Source organism: Pseudomonas bohemica (assembly GCF_002934685.1).
Classification (GTDB): domain Bacteria; phylum Pseudomonadota; class Gammaproteobacteria; order Pseudomonadales; family Pseudomonadaceae; genus Aquipseudomonas; species Aquipseudomonas bohemica.
In genome coordinates, this window is record NZ_NKHL01000099.1 from 59,663 (window position 1) to 78,289 (window position 18,627).

Consider the following 18,627-nt stretch of genomic DNA (forward strand, 5'->3'; position numbering starts at 1 on the left):
TTTATTACCCTGAAAGTTTAACCATTGGCATGTGGCACGACATAAGAACCTTTAAATAGCAAACATGGATATTTGTGCGGTTATTTATTGCGCTCTCACATCGAGTCGCTCGTACATTTTCAAAAGTTCAATGACGTTATGTGCGCTCATCTTGGTCATGACGTGCTTCTTATGAACTTTGGCGGTAACTTCGCTGGTGTCCAGTTCGACGGCAATTTGCTTATTCATCTTGCCGGTGACCAATAAGCCCATGACTTGGCGTTCTCGGGGCGTCAACTGGTTGAAGCGCTGCCTGACAGTGGAGGTGAGGCAGCGCTCGGACAGATTCACGGCATCAGCCGCCAGCGCCTCGCGCACCCGATCGACCAACTGCTCCGGCTCGAACGGCTTGGTCAGGAACTCATGGGCGCCAGCCTTGATGGCTTTCACCGACATAGCAATGGTGCCGTAGCCGGTCATGAAGATGATGGGGAAATGCAGCCCGCGGGAGTGCAACTCGTCCTGCAGATCGAAGCCGGTGCCCTGGGCCAGATTCACATCGAGCAGCAGACCGGTCGGGGCCTCATCCAGCGGTTGCGCAAGAAATGCCTCGGCGCTGTCGAACACGCCGCAGACGATGTCCTCCGAATTCAGCAGCCGCTGCAGCGCGGTACGGATGGCGGCGTCGTCGTCGACCACATACACCCTGGGTGTCGCTTTCATAAACTCATCCGTCTTCAGCGCCGTAGGGCCAGTGCCCTCTGTGGAGGTGGATGATACCCGTCGGGCCCCACAGGCACAGCCCTGAGTGGTTGCGCGTGGGTAAAGGATGGCGCCGGATCACTGTAGCGCGGGTCGAGCTTGAGCGTTTCCCCGGCGAGTTCCTGAGTCTGGACCGCCCGCAGACTGGCGCGGGTCGCCGCCAACATACGGTAAAAACGGAACGGCCCCTGTGCCGACACCATCAACAGCGACTTGGTCGCCAGCCTGACCATGCAATCCATGATGCAGACGCGGGCCAGCGTCGCGCATTGCAAGGTATGGCAGGCCTGCTCCACAGTGAATTTGCCGTCCAGATCGGCGAGCAATCTGAGGACAGCGCGCTCGTCGCGGCTCAGCAGCCGATAGCTCCATGCCAGGGATGCATGCAGCGTCTGCTGGCGCGGCGGCGCGGTGCGCAAACTGGCGGTGAGCAGATGCACGCTGTCGTCCAGGCTCGCGACCAGCTGATAAAGCCCCAGTGCCGTGGCACGTGCGGCGGCCATCTCCAGCGCCAGCGGGATGCCGTCCAATCGCCGACAGACCTCGCCCACCAGCTCGATACTGTAATCGTCCAGTTCGATATCGGTGCCATGCGCCACGTGGCAATCCAGGGCGCGCCAGTGGCGCAAGAACAATTGCGCCGAACTGCTCTGCAACACCGCTTCGCCGCCCGCATCCGGTTGCGGCGCAATCAGCGGTGGCACCTGCAGGCAGCGTTCACCGGCAATGCGCAGCGGTTCGCGGCTGGTAGCCAGCAGGCGCGCAGTCGGCACCCCCAGCAACAGGGCTTCTACCAGCCCGGCCACCTCATCGATCAGATGCTCACAGTTGTCGAGGATGATCAGGCCGGGGTTGTCGGCAATGTGCTGGATCACGCAGTGCGTCGTCACATCGCTGTCCGAGCCATCGACGCCCAGCGCATCGGCCAATGCCTCGTTCAGCAGTTCGGCACCCTGCACCTGAGCCAGCGGGACGAAGTACACCGGCGTCGAACCGCGTTGCAGCCGTTGCTGCCCCAGCGCCACGGCCAGGCTGGTCTTGCCGACGCCACCAGGGCCGATCAGGGTAACCAGGGCATGATGGTCATTCAGGATGGCGTTGACGTCGTCCAGCAGCGTCTCGCGCCCGACCAGTTCCACCCCGACCGGCAATCGGTGGCTGCTGCCGGAGGCAGCCCACAACCGTGCGGCACGCGCCTCTGCAGGCGCTATATCGTGCGCCACAGCCTCGGCGAAGCTGCCCTCACCGCCCAGCAGCAGGTAGCCGCGCCCGGGGATGGTGCGAATCAGATCGCGATCGCTGCCCAGCGCCTTGCGCAAGGCAGAAATGTGCACTTGCAAGTTGTTTTCCTCGACGACCGTGTCTGGCCAGACACGCTGAAGGATGTGCTCCTTGCTTACCAACTGCCCCTTATGGCGGATCAGCAACTCGAGAATATCGAACGCCCGAGTGCCAATGCGCAGGGCAACGCCGTCTTTGAAAACATCCCTGTGGTTCAGGGACACGGTAGCCTGACCGAGACTTATCATCTTATTCACCGCAATCCTTAGAGTGGATTCGCACGCCCTGAAATCGTCGAGCGCGAGCGCAGGTATTTACCTGACAAACGCGCTTAACGCCGCAGATCCATTTTTATTCACTGCGCATCTAATCAGTAAAAACCCTTAACCGATATTATCCGTAGGGGTAGTTACCAGTAAGCAAATTGATCTAAGCAGCGGTATCTGTCAGCACTGACTACGCTCTTGAGATGACAATAACGGGTCACTTAGTTATTCGTTTTCACGGCTCTTACACTGCGCGATGAACAGGCCAGATTGCGCTGATGGCTCGGGTGACCCTGAATATAACGGCAACATCGAGTCGTCAATCGGGCAGAAACACGGTGCCTCGTTGCCGGCCGCGCCAGGCGCTTGGGGTTTCGCCGGTCAGGCGGGTGAACACCCGGGTCAGATGCGGTTGATCGGCAAACCCGCATTGCTCTGCGATCTGCGTCATGGGAATGGGCGGCAGCGCACGCAACAGTTCTCGCGCACGCTCCACACGCACTTGCAGCAGCCAGGCATGAGGCGCGACGCCGGTGGCCTGCTTGAACGCCCGGGAAAAATGGCTGCGGGTCAGCGAGCACTCCTGGGCAATGCGCTCAACCGACAGGTTGCCGTCCAACTGACTGGCGATCAGCTCCTTGGCGATGGCTAACTGGGCTGCCGTGAGGGTGGCGTGGGCTTTGCCGGACGCGGGCACGACGCGACCATAACGCTCGATCGCGTGGCTGCTCATCGCCAACAGCAGATGATCGAGGAACAATCGATTGGCCATGTCCGGCCGTTGCAGCGCGGGCAGCATGGCTTGCGCCAAGTGATACAGAACGGGATCCTGCGCCCCGCCCTGTTCGTAGCTGAACATCCCGATCTTCTTCGCGCCCTGCTCGGCCTGCAACGCGTCCAGCGTTTGGCGGGAAAGGGTCAGGCGCAAGTTGTCGTAGCCGGAGCGATGCTGACAGCGCAGTTCATCGCCCATGTACGGCAGCGACACACTGCCTTGCCGGTAGCCGCCCGAATAACTCAGACGCCGCCCACGCCACAGGCGGTGGGCGGCGAAATCCTGAAGCTGGACGATGATCGAAAACGCATCGAGGCACGGGATGTCGATGATTTTCTCGGCGTCAGGCAACGGCTGACGGATACGTACGGCGGTGAACGTTTCACCGCTCAGCTGCATGATCTGGGGAGCGCTCAAGGTTCGGTCCTGTGTCAGTGAATATCGCCTGTACAGTCGCCCGCTCCCACTCCCTGTGCCCGGGCGACTGTGGCAATACTAGTCGATCAGCGGCACATGAGCAGCCCGCTGATACGGGCCGTATTCCACCGGCACCCACTGGAAGCGCTTGCCCAGGGCTTCGATGTGTCCGGTGCCGGGGAACGGCAAGTGCGCGGCGGCTATCCAGGTCTTTTTGCCGGCCGCCTCGGTGAATACCGCGTCGCGGCTGGCGATGGCGTTCTTGCTATTCTCATCGAAGCTGATGCTGACTTCGGGATGGTCGAATTGCACGGCGAGGTTATGCACCAGATCACCAATGAAGACAATGCTCTGCCCCTTGGATGTGAACTGGTAGGTGGTGCTGCCCGGCGTGTGCCCCGACTCCAGCGTCGTCTGTACTTCGGCCATTGGCGAGTCACCCGGCGTGAAGGCCTTGAACCGCCCCGCCGCCAGGTAGGGCGCGGTGGAATCCTGAGCGATCTTGAAGTAGGCCCGGGCCTGTTCCGGCACGCGGCCGAGCGCGGTCGGGTCCAGCCAGTAATCCGCCTCGGGCTTGGCGGCATACACCATGGCGTTGGTGAAAATCGGCTGCTTGTTGGCATCGACCAGCCCACAGACGTGGTCCAGATGCAAGTGGGTGAGGAAGATGGTGTCGATCTGGTCCGGCTGATAGCCCGCTGCCTTGATGTTCTGCGACAGCATGCCGGCAGTCTCGCCGATGCACTGGCCGGCGCCGGTGTCGATCAGGATCAGGTTCTTGCCGGTGTTGATCAGAAAAGCGTTGAAAGCAGTCTGCACGCCCGGCGTCTCGATGGCATGCCGGGCCAGCAGCGCGCGTATCTGCTCGGGTTTCAAACCCTTTAGCAGTTTGGGCGACAGATCGTTGTAGCCGTCGAACAACGCAGTGACTTCGTAATCGCCCACGGCCAGACGGAAGTAGCCCGGTACCTGGGTTTTCTGTTGCGCGGGCGGTTGAGCAGCGGCGAAAGTCGAACACAGGGCCAGGCCCAGGCCGATGGCGCGGGCATGGGAAAGCAAGGATGAGCGCATGGTGTACCTCGGATTGACGAAGGGTTTATCCGCCAATAATCGACGTGCGCCGTGACCGTGCGATTGAAGCGATGTGCTTGTTTCACTGCCGGTCCCATGGCCTGCGATATTGGGAGCCGGTACTGGCCACCGATCCTGTTGTGGACGCGAATTCATTCGCGAAAAATGGCCCAGGAACACGAGGTGCCTGACCCTGTCCCACCCTCGCCTGTGAATTTGCGTCCACAAAAAGCCGCAAGCGGTAGCCACCGCGACAACCCAGCCCGCACGCCATCGGTTATAGACATTTCGCCGCCGCTGTACCTGCCATCGCCGCGGTATCTGCCGGCCATCCGCCCGTGCCGCAGCGACTTGCGTCTTTGCAGTGGAAATCCGTTCATGCCTTCAGCCGTTCCCCATTACGCCCTGCCCTGGAGCCTGCTGTTGCTTCTGGCCGATGTGCTGGCCTGGCATCTTTTGGCCGACCGCCACCGGATCACCCGAATCGGCATTCGCCTTGCGGGGTTCGTGGCCTACAGCCTGGTAATCATCAGCGCCGGCGTCAGCCCGCTGGAGGCACCGACCATGGCCCGACAACAGCGCCATGCAATACGGCGCCAGCGCGCTGGCCATCGTCTGGTGGATGTACGCCGCGCGAACGCTCACAGTGCTTCTGGGTCTGTTGTTGACCGGACGGGTCGGTCACAGCGGGCGGCTGTTGCAGGAGGGCATTGGCGCGGTGGTTTTTCTGATCGCCATCGTCGCCGCAGCGGGTTACGTATTGCCGCTGCCGGTGAAGGGCCTGCTGGCGAACGCGGGGGCGTCAGGCGACTCATCCGCAACTGACCCACCGCTTTCGCGGCTGTCGCACAGCTCCAGCAGCTCCCACACGTTCGATGTCCGATGCAACTCTGCAGCCCGACGCAAATCCTGTGGAGAGGCCGCAGGTTACGACGGCAGCGAAAGCGACAGATGAGGCAGCCGGGTTGCGGGTTCCTAATCCTTCGGCAACATCCGCTCTGCGGTCTGCTGATCAATCGGCAAAGCAAACCGGAACGTCGCGCCCTGCCCCGGCACATCCATCAGCTCAATCCGGTGCCCGTGCAATTGCAGGATCTGATGCACGATACGCAACCCCAAGCCGCCATCGCGCCGTGCCCCGCCGATGTTGAACGGGCGCAGGAACAGCCCTTCGCGCAGCTCAGCGGCAATCCCCGGCCCGCTGTCACTGACCGTCACCTCGATGAAGCACCCTTTGGGGAGCAACGACACCTTCACCTCGCCCTCGGCGGGCGTGTGCCGCAAGGCGTTGTCCAGCAGGTTGGTCAGCACCCGCTCGATCAGCCCCAGGTCCGCATGCACGCCCGGAATCGACGGCGCGAAATTCGGCATCAGGGTCACGGCCTTGGCTTCGGCGCTGAGTTCGAACTTCTGGAAGATGTCCTGCACCAGGTCGGTCAGCGAAAACCGCTCCACCACCGGCACCACGAAACCATGCTCCAGGCGCACCAGCTCCAGCAGCGATTGCGCCAGCCCTCCCACCTTGCGGCTCTGGTCGAGGGCGATGCCCAGATAACGTCGCCGCTCCTCGACGCTCAGGCTGGCATCCTTGACTGACAGCACTTCGAGGTAACCATGCAGCGAGGCCAGTGGCGTGCGCAGGTCGTGGGAGATGTTCGCCACCAGCTCGCGACGGTCCTGGCTCTGGCGGGTCAGGGTCTGCCACTGTTCGCTCAGGCGGTTCTGCATCTGTTTGAACGTTGCATCGAGCACCGCGATCTCGTCATGCCCCTTACCCCTATGCTCCGCAGCCGCAGCCGCAGCGGGCAGGGTCACCGGCACCGCATTGACGTCGAAATGGCTCACCAAGTCGGTCAGGCGACGCAACGGCCGGGTGATCCAGCCGAAGGCGGCAAGACCCGCCAGCAGACACAGCAAAGCGATTAACCCAATCGACCACAGCGCTGTACTCAAGGCCTCACTGGTGGCGCCGCGCTCGGCGAAGCGGTCATGGGCTTCACCCAACAGCACCACATAGAGAAAACCGGCCGGACGCCCCATGACCATCAGCGGCGCGGCGCTGAACACCTTGCGCGCCTCCATGCTGCGCGGATCGTCGCCGAGGATGGGCAACGGATCGCCAGCCAGGAGCCTGCGAACCGGAGCCAGATCGACACGATCACGCAGCACACGATCCTTGGGTGCGGCGTCGCCGACGATCTTGCCGTCGCCATCCAGCAGATACACTTCCACGCTGGGGTTGACCAGCATCAGCTGGCTGAACAGCTCGCGCACCGCGTCCGGCTTCAGGCCGTTGGCGTCCATCAGCTGAGTGTCGCGGGCGATGTGCTGGGCGAGCTCCCGAGACAGCCCCTGCACCACTTCCAGCTCATGCATCTTGTTCGAGCGCACTTGCAACAGCACCGAGGTGCCACAGCAGATCAGCAGCAAGAACGCGAACACCACGGACAGACGCTGGGTCAGGGTCATGTTCAAGAGGCGTCTCCCGTTTTTTCACCAGCACCGTCGCCGGGAGCCGCGAACTTATAGCCCCGCCCCCAGACCGTGAGAATGCGCAACGGCTGCGCCGGGTCGGTCTCGATCTTGGCCCGCAAGCGATTGATGTGGGTATTGACGGTGTGCTCGTAGCCTTCGTGGTTGTAGCCCCAGACCGAGTTCAGCAGGTCCAGCCGCGAAAACACCTTGCCGGGCTGGCGGGCGAAGAAGTACAGCAGGTCGAACTCCCGGGGCGTCAGGTCCAGCAGACGGCCGTCCAGTGACGCCTCACGGGTCAGCGGGTCGATGAACAGCCCGGCGCTGGACAGACTCCCCGCGTCCATCTTCAGGTTGCGCGCCATGGCGTCTACGCGGCGCAGCAACGCCTTGACCCGCGCCACCAGTTCCATCATCGAGAAGGGTTTGGCCAGGTAATCGTCAGCGCCTAGCTCGAGGCCGAGAATCCGGTGCATTTCGCTGGAACGTGCGCTGGTGATGATGATCGGCGTGTAGCGGGTCATGGCTCGGGCGCGGCGACAGATCTCCAGACCGTCGACGCCGGGCAGCATCAGGTCGAGGATCAGCGCATCCCAGCCGCCCTGCTCCAGCAGACGCAGGCCCTTCTCACCGTCGGCGCTGTGCACCACTTCGAAGTGCTCATCGCGCAGATGCAGGCAAATCAGGTCGGCGATATGGCTATCGTCCTCGACCACCAGAATGCGTTTGGGCTGATCCATTGAAAGCAAACCTTGCCGGCGCTGAATGCGCGATGCCGCCATTGTGCCGACTTTGGCCGTCGTCAGTTATCACGAATTGTTTAACTCTCGGTGAGGATTCCGGGAACAGCCCGCGCCTAGTCTTGCTTCATCACCTCACAGCCTCATCGAATCAAGGCGCTATCCCGCACGGGCCGTGCCAAGGAGACACCCTCATGCTTTCGAGAAGACAGTTCATGGTGCTGAGCAGCAGCGCCGGCGTGGCTGCCATCGCGCTTGGCGTCCTGCCCAAGTTCGCCGACGGCGAGACCATCGTGCCTCGGGACGCTGCTGTCGGCACCTTCGAGGTCAGCCACAGCGACGCCGAATGGCACGCGCTGCTCAATGACGATCAGTTTCAGGTGCTGCGCCGCGAGGCCACTGAGCGGCCTTACAGCAGCCCGTTGAACGACGAGCATCGCAGCGGCACGTTTGCCTGTGCTGGCTGCCAGTTGCAGCTGTTTTCCTCGACCACCAAATTCGACAGCCATACCGGCTGGCCGAGCTTCTGGGCACCGTTGGACAACGCCACCGCGATCCGCACCGACACTTCGTTCGGCGTGCTGCGCAAGGAAATTCATTGCCGCCGCTGCGGCGGGCATCTGGGCCACGTGTTCACCGACGGCCCGAAACCCACCGGGCTGCGCTATTGCATGAATGGCCTGGCAATGAGCTTTACCGAGCAGGCGTAATGAATCATTCGAAATGCACCCGGACCTGTGGGGGCGAGCTTGCTCAGTCCCACGGGTTCTCCACCGCCATCACCCGCGCGTAAATACTTGATCCACCTGAAGGGATTTAACCCATGTTGCTAATCATCCTCGCCTACCTCGGCGGCGTGCTGACCATCATCAGCCCGTGCATCCTGCCCGTGCTGCCGTTCGTCTTCGCTCGCACCGGTCAACCCTTCATGCGCAGTGGCTTGCCGTTGCTGGCGGGCATGGCCGTGACCTTTGCCCTGGTGGCCACGCTCGCGGCGGTCGGCGGCGGCTGGGTGGTGCAGCTGAACCAATATGGCCGCGGCCTGGCGCTGATTTTCGTCGCGTTGTTCGGACTTACCTTGTTGCTGCCGAAACTGGCTGAGCGTCTGACCCGCCCTCTGGTGGCCGCCGGCAGTCGGCTGTCGGAGAACGCAGCGGTGGATGCCAGACCAAGCCCCTGGGCCTCGTTCATGATCGGCGTCGCCACCGGCCTGCTCTGGGCACCCTGCGCGGGCCCGATCCTGGGGCTGGTGCTGACCGGCGCGGCGCTGCAAGGCGCCAGTGTCGGCACCACCCTGTTGCTGCTGGCCTACGCCGCAGGGGCGGCAACCTCGCTGGCTCTGGCGCTGCTGTTGGGCGGCAGGGTATTGAGCGCGATGAAGCGCTCGTTGGGCGCTGGCGAGTGGATTCGTCGCGGTCTGGGCGCGGCGATGCTGGCCGGCGTCGCGGCCATCGCGCTGGGCCTGGACACCGGCATTCTCGCCCGCATCTCGACGGCCTCCACAGGCGGCCTTGAACAGTCGCTGGTCGGCCGCCTGACCGGCAACACATCGCCGTTCCAAGGCAGCAATCTGCAAGGCGGCGCGATGATGGCGCAGAACATCCCCGGCAAGGACGAGGCTGGCGCCGGCATGCAGGTATCCGGAGCGATGATGGCGGCGAAAAACAGCACCCAGAGCCTGCCCGTCGAAGGCCAATTACCGCCGCTCGACGGAGCGGTGCAATGGTTGAACTCGGCGCCGCTGACGGCCGAGCAGCTCAAGGGCAAGGTGGTACTGGTCGACTTCTGGACCTACTCGTGCATCAACTGCCTGCGCACCCTGCCCTACGTTAAGGCATGGGCCGACAGATACCGCGATCAGGGCCTGGTGGTGATCGGTGTGCATGCCCCTGAATTCGCTTTCGAACGCGATGTGAAGAACGTCACCAAGGCCATGGCCGATCTGGGCATCAACTATCCGGTGGCCATCGACAACGACTACAAGATCTGGCGCGCTTTCGATAACCAGTACTGGCCAGCCCACTACTTCGCCGATGCCAAGGGTCAGATCCGTTATCACCACTTTGGTGAAGGCGCCTACGATGAATCCGAGCGAGTGATTCAAGAACTGCTGCGCGAAGCCGGTCACAATCAGATCACCACCGACCTGATCGATGCCAACGGCAACGGCGTACAACAGGCGGCGGACATGGGCGAAGTCAAATCCCCAGAGACCTATCTGGGCTTCGAGCGCGCCGAGAACTTCGTCTCTCCCGGCGGCGCCAGGGGTGATCGCGTCGCCAGCTACAGCACGCCGCAAAACCTGGCGCTGAACAGTTGGGGGCTGGACGGCCAGTGGAACATCGGCTCCGAACGCGCCAGCCTGAACGCCGCGAACGGCAAGATCATCTACCGCTTCCACGCCCGCGACCTGCATCTGGTGCTGGGCCCTGGTAGCGATGGCAAACCGGTGCGCTTCAAGGTCTCCATCGACGGTCAGGTGCCTGGGCAGGCCCACGGCACCGACGTCGCCCCCGATGGCAGCGGCACGGTGACCGAACAGCGGCTGTACCAACTGGTGCGCCAACCGGGCGATGTTGCCGACCATACCTTCACCATCGAATTCAGTGACCCGGGCGTGTCCGCCTACGCCTTCACGTTCGGTTGATTCGCCACGTTTCAGGAGTGTCCGACATGAAAAGATTCAGCGTCTCAAGCCTCACCGCTGCACTGTCCGCCTGGCGCCGTACGAGCCTGCGCCTGCTCGCCGGAGCCGTATTGCTGCAAACCGCTGCCTGTTCGTTCGCGGGCGAAGACGCGGTGAGCATTGCGCCGCCGCAGAAAGACGAAATGGTCAGTACCTCAGGCACGGAAACGGCGGTGCTGGCGGGCGGTTGTTTCTGGGGCGTCCAGGGGGTGTTCCAGCATGTGCAAGGGGTGAAGAAGGTGGTTTCGGGCTACGCCGGAGGCAAGGCGGATACCGCGCAATATGAACGCGTGAGCGAGGGCGACACCGGGCATGCCGAATCGGTTGAAATCACGTTTGATCCGTCGCAGGTCAGCTACGGCACGCTGCTGCAGATTTTCTTCTCAGTGGCCCATAACCCGACCGAACTCAACCGCCAGGGTCCGGATCACGGCACGCAATATCGTTCAGCGATCTTCCCGGAAAGCCCCGAACAACAGACCGTGGCGCAGGCTTACATCGCTCAGCTGGATGCGGCCAAATCATTCAGTGCGCCGATCGTGACCAAAATCGAGCAGTACAACGGGTTCTATCCGGCAGAAAACTATCATCAGAACTTTCTGACCGCCCACCCGACTTATCCGTACATCGTGGTCAACGACTTGCCGAAGGTCGGTCAGTTGAAACAACTATTCGCCGAGCGCTATAGCGAACAGCCGGTGCTGCTGAAGACGTCCATGTAAAAGCACGAGCCTGTAAAAACACAAGGGCCAGCGTAATGACGCCGGCCCTTGCCGCGACGCTCGCTGCCTGTTACTTCGGCGCGATTGCGCCATCCACCAACACCTGCGCCTCGGCCACCAGACGCTTGAGGTGATCTTCGCCCTTGAAGCTCTCGGCGTAGATCTTGTAGATATCCTCGGTGCCCGACGGACGTGCGGCAAACCAGCCGTTTTCAGTGATGACCTTCAAACCGCCAATCGCCTGATCGTTACCCGGCGCCTTGCTCAGGATGCTTTCGATCTTCTCTCCGGCCAGTTCGGTCGAAGTGACCTGCTCCGGCGACAGCTTGCTCAACAGCGCCTTCTGCTCGAAGTTGGCCTTGGCCTCGACCCGGGTCGATACCGGCTCGCCCAGCTCATCGGTCAGCGCCGTGTACATCTCGCTTGGGTCGCGGCCTTTGCGAGCACGTATTTCCGCGGCCAGCAGCGCCGGAATCAGACCATCCTTGTCAGTGGTCCATACCGTGCCGTCACGACGCAGGAACGACGCACCCGCGCTCTCCTCGCCACCAAAGCCCAGCGTGCCTTCATACAGGCCTTCAGCGAAGAACTTGAAGCCCACCGGCACTTCATACAAACGACGGCCCAGGCGTTGGGTCACGCGATCGATCATGCCGCTGCTGACCACGGTCTTGCCGACAGCCGCATCGGCGCGCCACTCAGGACGGTTCTGGAACAGGTAATCGATGGACACCGCCAGGTAGTTGTTCGGCGCCAGCAAGCCCCCGGTGGGCGTCACGATGCCGTGGCGGTCGTGGTCCGGGTCGCAGGCGAAAGCTACCTGGAAGCGATCTTTCAGGCCGATCAGGCTTTGCATGGCGAAGTTCGACGACGGGTCCATACGGATCTTGCCGTCCCAGTCGACGCTCATGAAGCGGAAAGTCGGATCGACGAATTTGTTCACCACTTCCAGGTTCAGGCCGTAGTGCTCACCGATCGCCGACCAGTAACGCACGCCGGCGCCACCCAGCGGATCGACGCCCAGACGCAGGTTGGCGCCACGGATGGCGTCCATGTCGATGACGTTTTTCAGGTCGGCGACGTAGGTGTTCAGGTAGTCATGACGATGGGTGGTGTCGGCGCGCAGGGCCTTCTCAAGCGTCATGCGGGTCACACCGATGATCTTCTCGGCGAGCAGTTCGTTGGCCTTGGTCTCGATCCACTTGGTGATGTGCGAGTCGGCCGGGCCACCGTTGGTAGGGTTGTACTTGAAGCCGCCGCTTTCCGGCGGGTTGTGCGACGGGGTGATGACGATACCGTCGGCCAGGCCAGAGGTGCGGCCCCGGTTGTAGCAGATGATGGCGTGGGACACGGCCGGTGTCGGCGTGTATTCATCGCCTTCGGAAATCATCACGTTGACCCCGTTGGCCGCCAGCACTTCCAGCGCCGAAGCGGCGGCGGGTGTTGACAGCGCATGGGTGTCGGCACCGAGGAACAGCGGGCCATCGATGCCGTTGGCTTGACGGTACAGGCAGATCGCCTGACTGATCGCCAGGACGTGCCATTCGTTGAAGCTCAGGTCGAACGAGCTGCCACGGTGACCGGAAGTGCCAAAGGAAACCCGCTGCGTGGCGACCGAAGCGTCCGGCTGACCGGTGTAGTACGCCGTCACCAGACGAGGAAGATCGACCAGCAATTCTGCAGGCGCCTGTTTACCTGCGAATGGACTGATACTCATGCGAAACCTCCGTGGATGGAAAACCGTGGAATAGAAAAATGGGCGCAGCGAAAGAAAAAATGCCTGTAGCGCGGCAGTTTACTGGCAGTTTGACCGCCTTGCTTGGCTATCGATCCGTAACCCCCTGACACATTTATCGGAACCGCCCGTTTATCGGAGCGGTTCTACAGCTGCCACCAGCTCGGCAACAGCTGCTGAACCTTGCGCTCGGCAAAACGGTCGTCGATCAGCATCACCACGCCCCGGTCATCCTGACCGCGAATCACCCTGCCCGCCGCCTGCACCACTTTCTGCATGCCGGGGTAGAGATAGGTGTAGTCATAACCGGCGCCGAATAACAGGCTCATGCGCCGTTTGAGTTGCTCGTTGACCGGATTGATCTGCGCCAGGCCCAGGGTCGCGATGAACGCGCCGATCAGTCGCGCACCCGGCAAGTCGATGCCCTCGCCGAACGCACCGCCCAATACCGCGAAACCGATGCCCTGACTCTGCGGCGTGAAGCGCTCGAGGAACGCATGGCGTTCGGTCTCGGCCATGCCTCGGGATTGCTGCCACATCGGGATGCCCGGATGGGTTGCGCGCATCAATTCGGCGACCTGTTGCAGGTAATCGAAGCTGCTGAAGAATGCCAGGTAATTGCCCGGCCGCGCGCGAAACTGTTCGGCCATCAGCTCGACGATCGGCGCGAGCGAGGCCTGACGATGGGTGTAGCGCGTAGAGATGCGACTGACGATATGCACGTCCAGCTGTTCACGTACAAAGGGCGATTCGACGTCGACCCAGGCTGTGTCGTCAGGCAGGCCCAGCAGGTCACGGTAGAAATGCCGGGGGTTGAGCGTGGCTGAAAACAGCGTGGTGCTGCGCGCCGCTGTCAGCCGTGGGCGAATGAATCCGGCGGGCACCACATTGCGCAGCGTCAATCTCGAGAGCGCCTTGCTGCTGCCCAGTTCACGTTTGCTGATGTCGAACAGGTAATGCTCGTCGAACAGTTCAGCGATGCGACCGAACTGAATCGCTTCGAAGTAGAAGCTCTGCAACTCGCCGCTGGCGGCGTGAGGGTGATCATTGAAATAGTCGCCGAAGGCCGCGACGCACAGATTCAGGCTGGCGAGAAACTTTGACGGCGTGTCGGGATAGGCCTGATACGGCGCCACCTGCTCTTTATGCAGGGCGTTCCATTCGCGGCTCAGCCGCTGCAGGGACTTCTTCAGTGGCTCCGGCGCGCTTTGCCGTAGCTGATTCAGGGTGTATTGATCGAGACTTGCGCTGTACATCTGCCGCGCGCGCTCGACCATGTTGTGCGCCTCGTCCACCAGCACCGCGACCCGCCACTGGTTGAACTGGCACAGCCCGAACAGCAAGGCGCTCAGGTCGAAGTAATAGTTGTAGTCGGCGATCACCACATCCGACCAGCGCGCCAGCTCCTGGCTCAGGTAATACGGACACACTTGATGCCGCAGCGCCACTTCCCGCAGGCCGGCCTGATCCAGCCACGGGTTATCGACGGCCTCGCTGCGTGCGGCGGGCAACCGATCGTAAAAGCCTTTGGCCAAGGGACAGGAATCACCGTTGCAGGCGTTGGTCGGGTATTCGCAGGCCTTGTCGCGGGCCACCATTTCAAGCACCCGCAACTGCAGTTGCGGCGCACTGCGGCCGATCACGCTCAGGGCGTCCAGTGCCAGCTTGCGGCCGGGGGTCTTGGCGGTGAGGAAGAATACCTTATCCAGCTTCTGGCTTGGCGCAGCCTTGAGCATCGGAAACACGGTGCCAATGGTTTTGCCGATGCCGGTCGGCGCCTGAGCCATCAGGCAGCGCCCGGTGCTGACTGCCTTGTACACCGACTCGGCAAGCACGCGCTGGCCGTTGCGAAATGCTGGATGTGGGAACTTGAGTTCGGTCAGCCCCAGATTGCGCGATTGGACATGGGCCAGTTCCTGACGCGCCCAGTGCAGGAAAATCCCGCATTGGGCTTCGAAGAACGCCTGCAACTGCGACGCCGTACAACGCTCGCGAATCAGGGTTTCCTGCTCGTTGACGATGTTGAAGTACACCAGCGCGATGTTCACTTCGGCCAATTGCAACTGCTGGCAGATCAGCCAACCGTAAACCTTGGCCTGTGCCCAGTGCAGCTGCCGATGGTTGGCGGGCATTTTGTCCAGATCGCCGCGATAGGTCTTCACTTCTTCCAGCTGATTGAGCGCAGCATCGTAACCGTCCGCCCTGCCCCGCACGTTCAACTCGTGATAAGCACCGGACAGCGAGACTTCGGACTGATATTGCGGACCCCGTCTTGCGGCGACTGTGCGATGCCCGACGATGCCCTCCTGCGCGGTAGGAGACGGTGTGAAACGCAGATCGAGATCGCCCACCTTGGCGGTGAATTCACACAACGCCCGCACCGCCACCGAATACCCCACCTGCGGCTCGACCGCAGGCGCGGCCGGTGCGCTCGGCAGGTCGGCGTCGGAGGGGGATGTGATCGAAAGCAGAGAAGTCACTGGAGGCAGGGGCGCGCTGAGTCTGGATACTGGACGGGCATACAGATAACAGCTGCGTGGCGTTTGTGGCAAACGGAAATGGATCGGCGGCGGAGGAATGTCAAACAGACGCATAGTCTGTAGCCGTTCGGCTGGCCCGCGATGGCGCCTGGGAAATCGTTACCGCCGGCACGCCGCGCTGCTCCTGGCCACTACACCAACCGCTCCTGCACCAGCGCGTTCCTGATGATCACCAACATCGACTCGATATTCTGGCTCCAGTCCGCGGCGCCGCTGAGGCACAGACTCTGCTGGTGCAGTCCGCGCACGCTGAACAGCTCTCCCGGCGCGATGACGATGCGTTGCTCCAGCAGACGCTCGAACACGCGCCTCATGTCCACGCGGTGTCGACTGTTGACCCAGATGGTCGCGCCGCCCTGAGGAGGATCGAAGGTCACGTCCTCGCCGAGAAAGTCGCCGATCATCAACGCCAGATGATCCACCCGCTGCTTCAGGCACTGGCGCAGGCCGTGAAGATGCCGCTCCAGTTGGCCGGAACTGTACAGGCGCGCGATGGCTTTCTGGCGAATGCGCGGCAGACGAAACGAGCGTAACAGCAGCTGCCTGTGCCACAAGGCGCGGGAATGCCGGGTCAGCAGGTAGCCAAATGGCGCCTCCAGACCGATGGTCTTGTCGAATGCACCAACGATCAGCAGTCGCTGGGGGTCGATCAGGTCGCGTAGCGGAGTGAACTGCTCATCGAAACACAGCTCACCCTGGCTGTCGTTTTCCAGCACCCAAAGCCCGTGACGATTGAGCACCTGCGCCAGGCGCATGCGCTGATCGGCTCCCAGCATCCGGCCACGAACGGTGTCCATCCGCGACGACAGAATCGCCAGCTTCACGTCCCCGTGGCGTAGCAGACCGTCCAGTTCGTCCGCGTCGATCACCCCTTCGACATCCGTACACAGCTCAATGACTCGAATGCCGAAGGACTGCAGGGTGCGCAGGATAGTCCAGCTGCAAGGCGACTCGACCAGCACCGCACAATCACGAAGCTGCAGAGCCTTGAGCACGGTTTTCAGCACGCCGATCTTGTCCGGCCCGATAAACACGTTGTCCGGGTGCCAGCAATGTTGGGCGCTGGAGGTGTAGTAAGCCGCCAGTGCCGCACGCAGCTCGACATCACCGAAAGGCTGAAAGCGCGGATCGGACTGGCAGGGGTAATGCCGCATGAGCTCGCGTTCCAGGCTTAGTAGCGCACCGTCCAGAGACTGCAACAGCGTCGGCTCGTCAGCGCCGAACACGAACATGTCCGCGCGTCGCGTACTGGCCTGGTAGCGCTCCAGCAGATCTTCGCCCTCGCATTGAATGTCGTTGCACGGTTGCGGCAGCGCATAATACCCGGACTTGGGCACCGAGCAGATACGCCCCTCCTTTTCCAGCAACGAGTAGGCATTCTGTACCGTTGAAATCGACACCCGCAGGCGCCGGGCGAGCAGACGCAGGGACGGCAGCTTGACGGCAGGCCCCTCGGGCAACTCGTTGGCCAGCCGCGACAGGTAGCGATACACCATCTGGTAGGCAAAATCGGTCCTGTTGTTATTCATCGAACACACCCCATCCATGCGCAAGGCGCAGGGTCAATGAAAGAAACGCGCCAGGCACGGGATTGCCGCTCCCGCCTCCTGCGCAAACACATCAGCGACCGGAGATCAGCTCCGCCACTGCCTCACCGGTGCGTTGATCGACAGTCGTGACGCGCCCTTTGTCCGGGTCGCTGGCACGCACGCGGGCGATGATCGAACTCTCATCGCTGAAATCCACCCGACGCCTGGCATAGAACCCTTGCAAGCCTTTGAGGCTCAGTCCGCTGACATCCACCAGCCACTGAACCACTTGATCAGGCGCCGACTGCCCCGACAGCGCCCGATGCAGATCCGCAAGGGCGACCAGCATGCCGGGGTGGCAGCCTCGCAAAAACGCCTCCAGTTGCGCCCCTGCATCCACGAACGGCGCGAACAGCAGGCAGATCAGTTGCGTTTCGTTGAGACCGAATGCCTCCTGCGCATAGCCGGCAGCCAGCCCCCGGCGCTGCTCGACTTTTTCGGGCGTATCGTAGGCAGCCAGAGCCTGCTGGATCAGCCGCTCGGGCATGCGTTTGCGGCGCATCATCACAGCCGCCAGCCCCAGGTATTCGGCGATGCCATCCGCATAATCCCGGCCCTGCACGAACTGCGCCCTGAGACCGCGCATATGGGCCATGAGCAAAGGGTTGGCGCAATCGGATTCACTGAAACTGAACGCCAGATCGTCGAAACGAAAACCCAGGAACTCCGTGAGCAGCGCCCAGTGCTCCTCGGCCCTGAAGCCGATCAGGTCGGCAACCGGCAAAAAGGCCGGCGCCATCGACTTCTCCGGATGGGTAAACGGCCGCAGGATGAAATCGCTGGGCATGGATTCTTCGCCGTACAGCTCGCGGTAATACACCCGACCGATGCTGTCGATGGTCGTGAGCGCGTGACTGAAACCGAGTTTGTGCCACTTGGACACATTTTGGCCGTTGCGCCGCGCCAGACGCGTGATCCAGGCGGCGTACTGTTTCTGTTCCTTGAGCGAATCGCCGCTGACCACCGCGTCGACTCCCTCCCCCCAATTGGCAGCGCGACCGAGGAATTCGGCCCTGCTCAGGTAGCAGGCGTTGCAGAAGGTGGTCCGGGCATCGCCTGCCGTGAGGTGCCCGCTCAACAACATGTCCGACCGATTCTGCTCGCGTCCGGTGCTGGAAAATGGCAAGTCCGGTTCAAAGTTCTGGATGTACTGGTGATCGACCACCAGCAGCTGGACCCTGGGGTCATCATGCAGAAACAACGCCGAATAGCAGCGATGGATGTTATCCATGACCGCCGAAGTCATCCCGGCGTGACGCATGTTGGCGACCCGCAGATTAAAGGTGGCTGGCGAGCGACCGGCAATGCTCAATTGCGCGGCGCGCAACAAGGCCACGGTATAAACGCTGTCCTTGCCGCCGCTGAAAGCCACCAGTACGCGATAGTTGCCGATCCGTTCAATACCACCGGCGGCAACAATCAACCGTTGAATCAATAACTGCAGTGCGGTTCGTTCGGCACGATTGAAATAACTCAACAAGCGTTGCAGCACTTGCTGGTAGACATAGTTCATGGCCTGCTCATGCATGGAACTCATAACTTCAATACCTGAATTGCTCGATCAAGCGATAACACCGAATTCCCGACGCGTG

13 protein-coding genes and 1 pseudogene are annotated in these 18,627 nt (G+C 61.9%); 4 read left to right on the plus strand and 10 right to left on the minus strand.

Going from position 1 to position 18,627, the window contains the following annotated elements; translation table 11 throughout:
• Window positions 1-84 precede the first annotated feature (84 nt).
• From CE491_RS09515 to CE491_RS09530, 4 genes are all read right to left on the minus strand, one after another.
• Window positions 85-702, minus strand: coding sequence for a response regulator transcription factor (locus CE491_RS09515; protein ID WP_110948104.1), 618 nt, complete (start codon window positions 700-702; stop codon window positions 85-87).
• Window positions 703-716: 14 nt separating this feature from the next.
• Window positions 717-2,270, minus strand: coding sequence for an ATP-binding protein (locus CE491_RS09520; protein ID WP_110948105.1), 1,554 nt, complete (start codon window positions 2,268-2,270; stop codon window positions 717-719).
• A gap of 337 nt (window positions 2,271-2,607) precedes the next feature.
• Window positions 2,608-3,480 (minus strand): AraC family transcriptional regulator, encoded by an 873-nt coding sequence (locus CE491_RS09525; RefSeq protein WP_110948106.1) that lies wholly within the window; start codon window positions 3,478-3,480, stop codon window positions 2,608-2,610.
• A 78-nt stretch (window positions 3,481-3,558) separates the two neighbouring features.
• Window positions 3,559-4,551, minus strand: coding sequence for an MBL fold metallo-hydrolase (locus CE491_RS09530; RefSeq protein ID WP_110948107.1), 993 nt, complete (start codon window positions 4,549-4,551; stop codon window positions 3,559-3,561).
• Between the two features lie 378 nt (window positions 4,552-4,929).
• Here CE491_RS09530 and CE491_RS30720 point away from each other — a divergent pair.
• Window positions 4,930-5,350: pseudogene (locus CE491_RS30720) on the plus strand (mechanosensitive ion channel protein MscS); the annotation flags it as partial.
• A gap of 176 nt (window positions 5,351-5,526) precedes the next feature.
• Here the strand turns inward: CE491_RS30720 and CE491_RS09545 are convergent.
• Both CE491_RS09545 and CE491_RS09550 read right to left on the minus strand, forming a co-directional pair.
• Window positions 5,527-7,026, minus strand: a complete 1,500-nt coding sequence (locus CE491_RS09545) for a sensor histidine kinase (protein ID WP_110948110.1) — start codon at window positions 7,024-7,026, stop codon at window positions 5,527-5,529.
• Window positions 7,023-7,763, minus strand: a complete 741-nt coding sequence (locus tag CE491_RS09550) for a response regulator transcription factor (RefSeq protein WP_110948111.1) — start codon at window positions 7,761-7,763, stop codon at window positions 7,023-7,025. The genes CE491_RS09545 and CE491_RS09550 overlap by 4 nt, the downstream gene beginning before the upstream one ends.
• A 194-nt stretch (window positions 7,764-7,957) precedes the next feature.
• On the opposite strand from CE491_RS09550, the gene msrB reads away from it, so the two are divergent.
• From msrB to msrA, 3 genes are all read left to right on the plus strand, one after another.
• On the plus strand, window positions 7,958-8,473 hold the full coding sequence (gene msrB, locus CE491_RS09555; protein WP_110948112.1) for a peptide-methionine (R)-S-oxide reductase MsrB: 516 nt from the start codon (window positions 7,958-7,960) through the stop codon (window positions 8,471-8,473).
• A 113-nt stretch (window positions 8,474-8,586) separates the two neighbouring features.
• Window positions 8,587-10,410, plus strand: coding sequence for a cytochrome c biogenesis protein DipZ (locus CE491_RS09560; RefSeq protein WP_110948113.1), 1,824 nt, complete (start codon window positions 8,587-8,589; stop codon window positions 10,408-10,410).
• 26 nt (window positions 10,411-10,436) lie between these two features.
• A complete protein-coding gene (msrA, locus tag CE491_RS09565) occupies window positions 10,437-11,171 on the plus strand; it encodes a peptide-methionine (S)-S-oxide reductase MsrA (protein ID WP_110948114.1) in 735 nt (244 codons plus the stop codon).
• A gap of 70 nt (window positions 11,172-11,241) precedes the next feature.
• Here msrA and pgm read toward each other — a convergent pair whose 3' ends face one another.
• The 4 genes from pgm to CE491_RS09585 form a co-directional block, all read right to left on the minus strand.
• Window positions 11,242-12,888, minus strand: coding sequence for a phosphoglucomutase (alpha-D-glucose-1,6-bisphosphate-dependent) (gene pgm / locus CE491_RS09570; protein WP_110948115.1), 1,647 nt, complete (start codon window positions 12,886-12,888; stop codon window positions 11,242-11,244).
• A 164-nt stretch (window positions 12,889-13,052) separates the two neighbouring features.
• Window positions 13,053-15,500 carry an ATP-dependent DNA helicase gene (locus CE491_RS09575; protein WP_234407559.1) on the minus strand — a complete coding sequence of 816 codons (2,448 nt, stop codon included), beginning with the start codon at window positions 15,498-15,500 and terminating at the stop codon, window positions 13,053-13,055.
• 77 nt (window positions 15,501-15,577) lie between these two features.
• Entirely contained in the window at window positions 15,578-16,975 is a 1,398-nt protein-coding gene (locus tag CE491_RS09580; protein WP_110948116.1) for an aminotransferase-like domain-containing protein, read from the minus strand.
• Window positions 16,976-17,066: 91 nt separating this feature from the next.
• Window positions 17,067-18,572, minus strand: coding sequence for a hypothetical protein (locus tag CE491_RS09585; RefSeq protein ID WP_110948117.1), 1,506 nt, complete (start codon window positions 18,570-18,572; stop codon window positions 17,067-17,069).
• Between the last annotated feature and the right edge of the window lie 55 nt (window positions 18,573-18,627).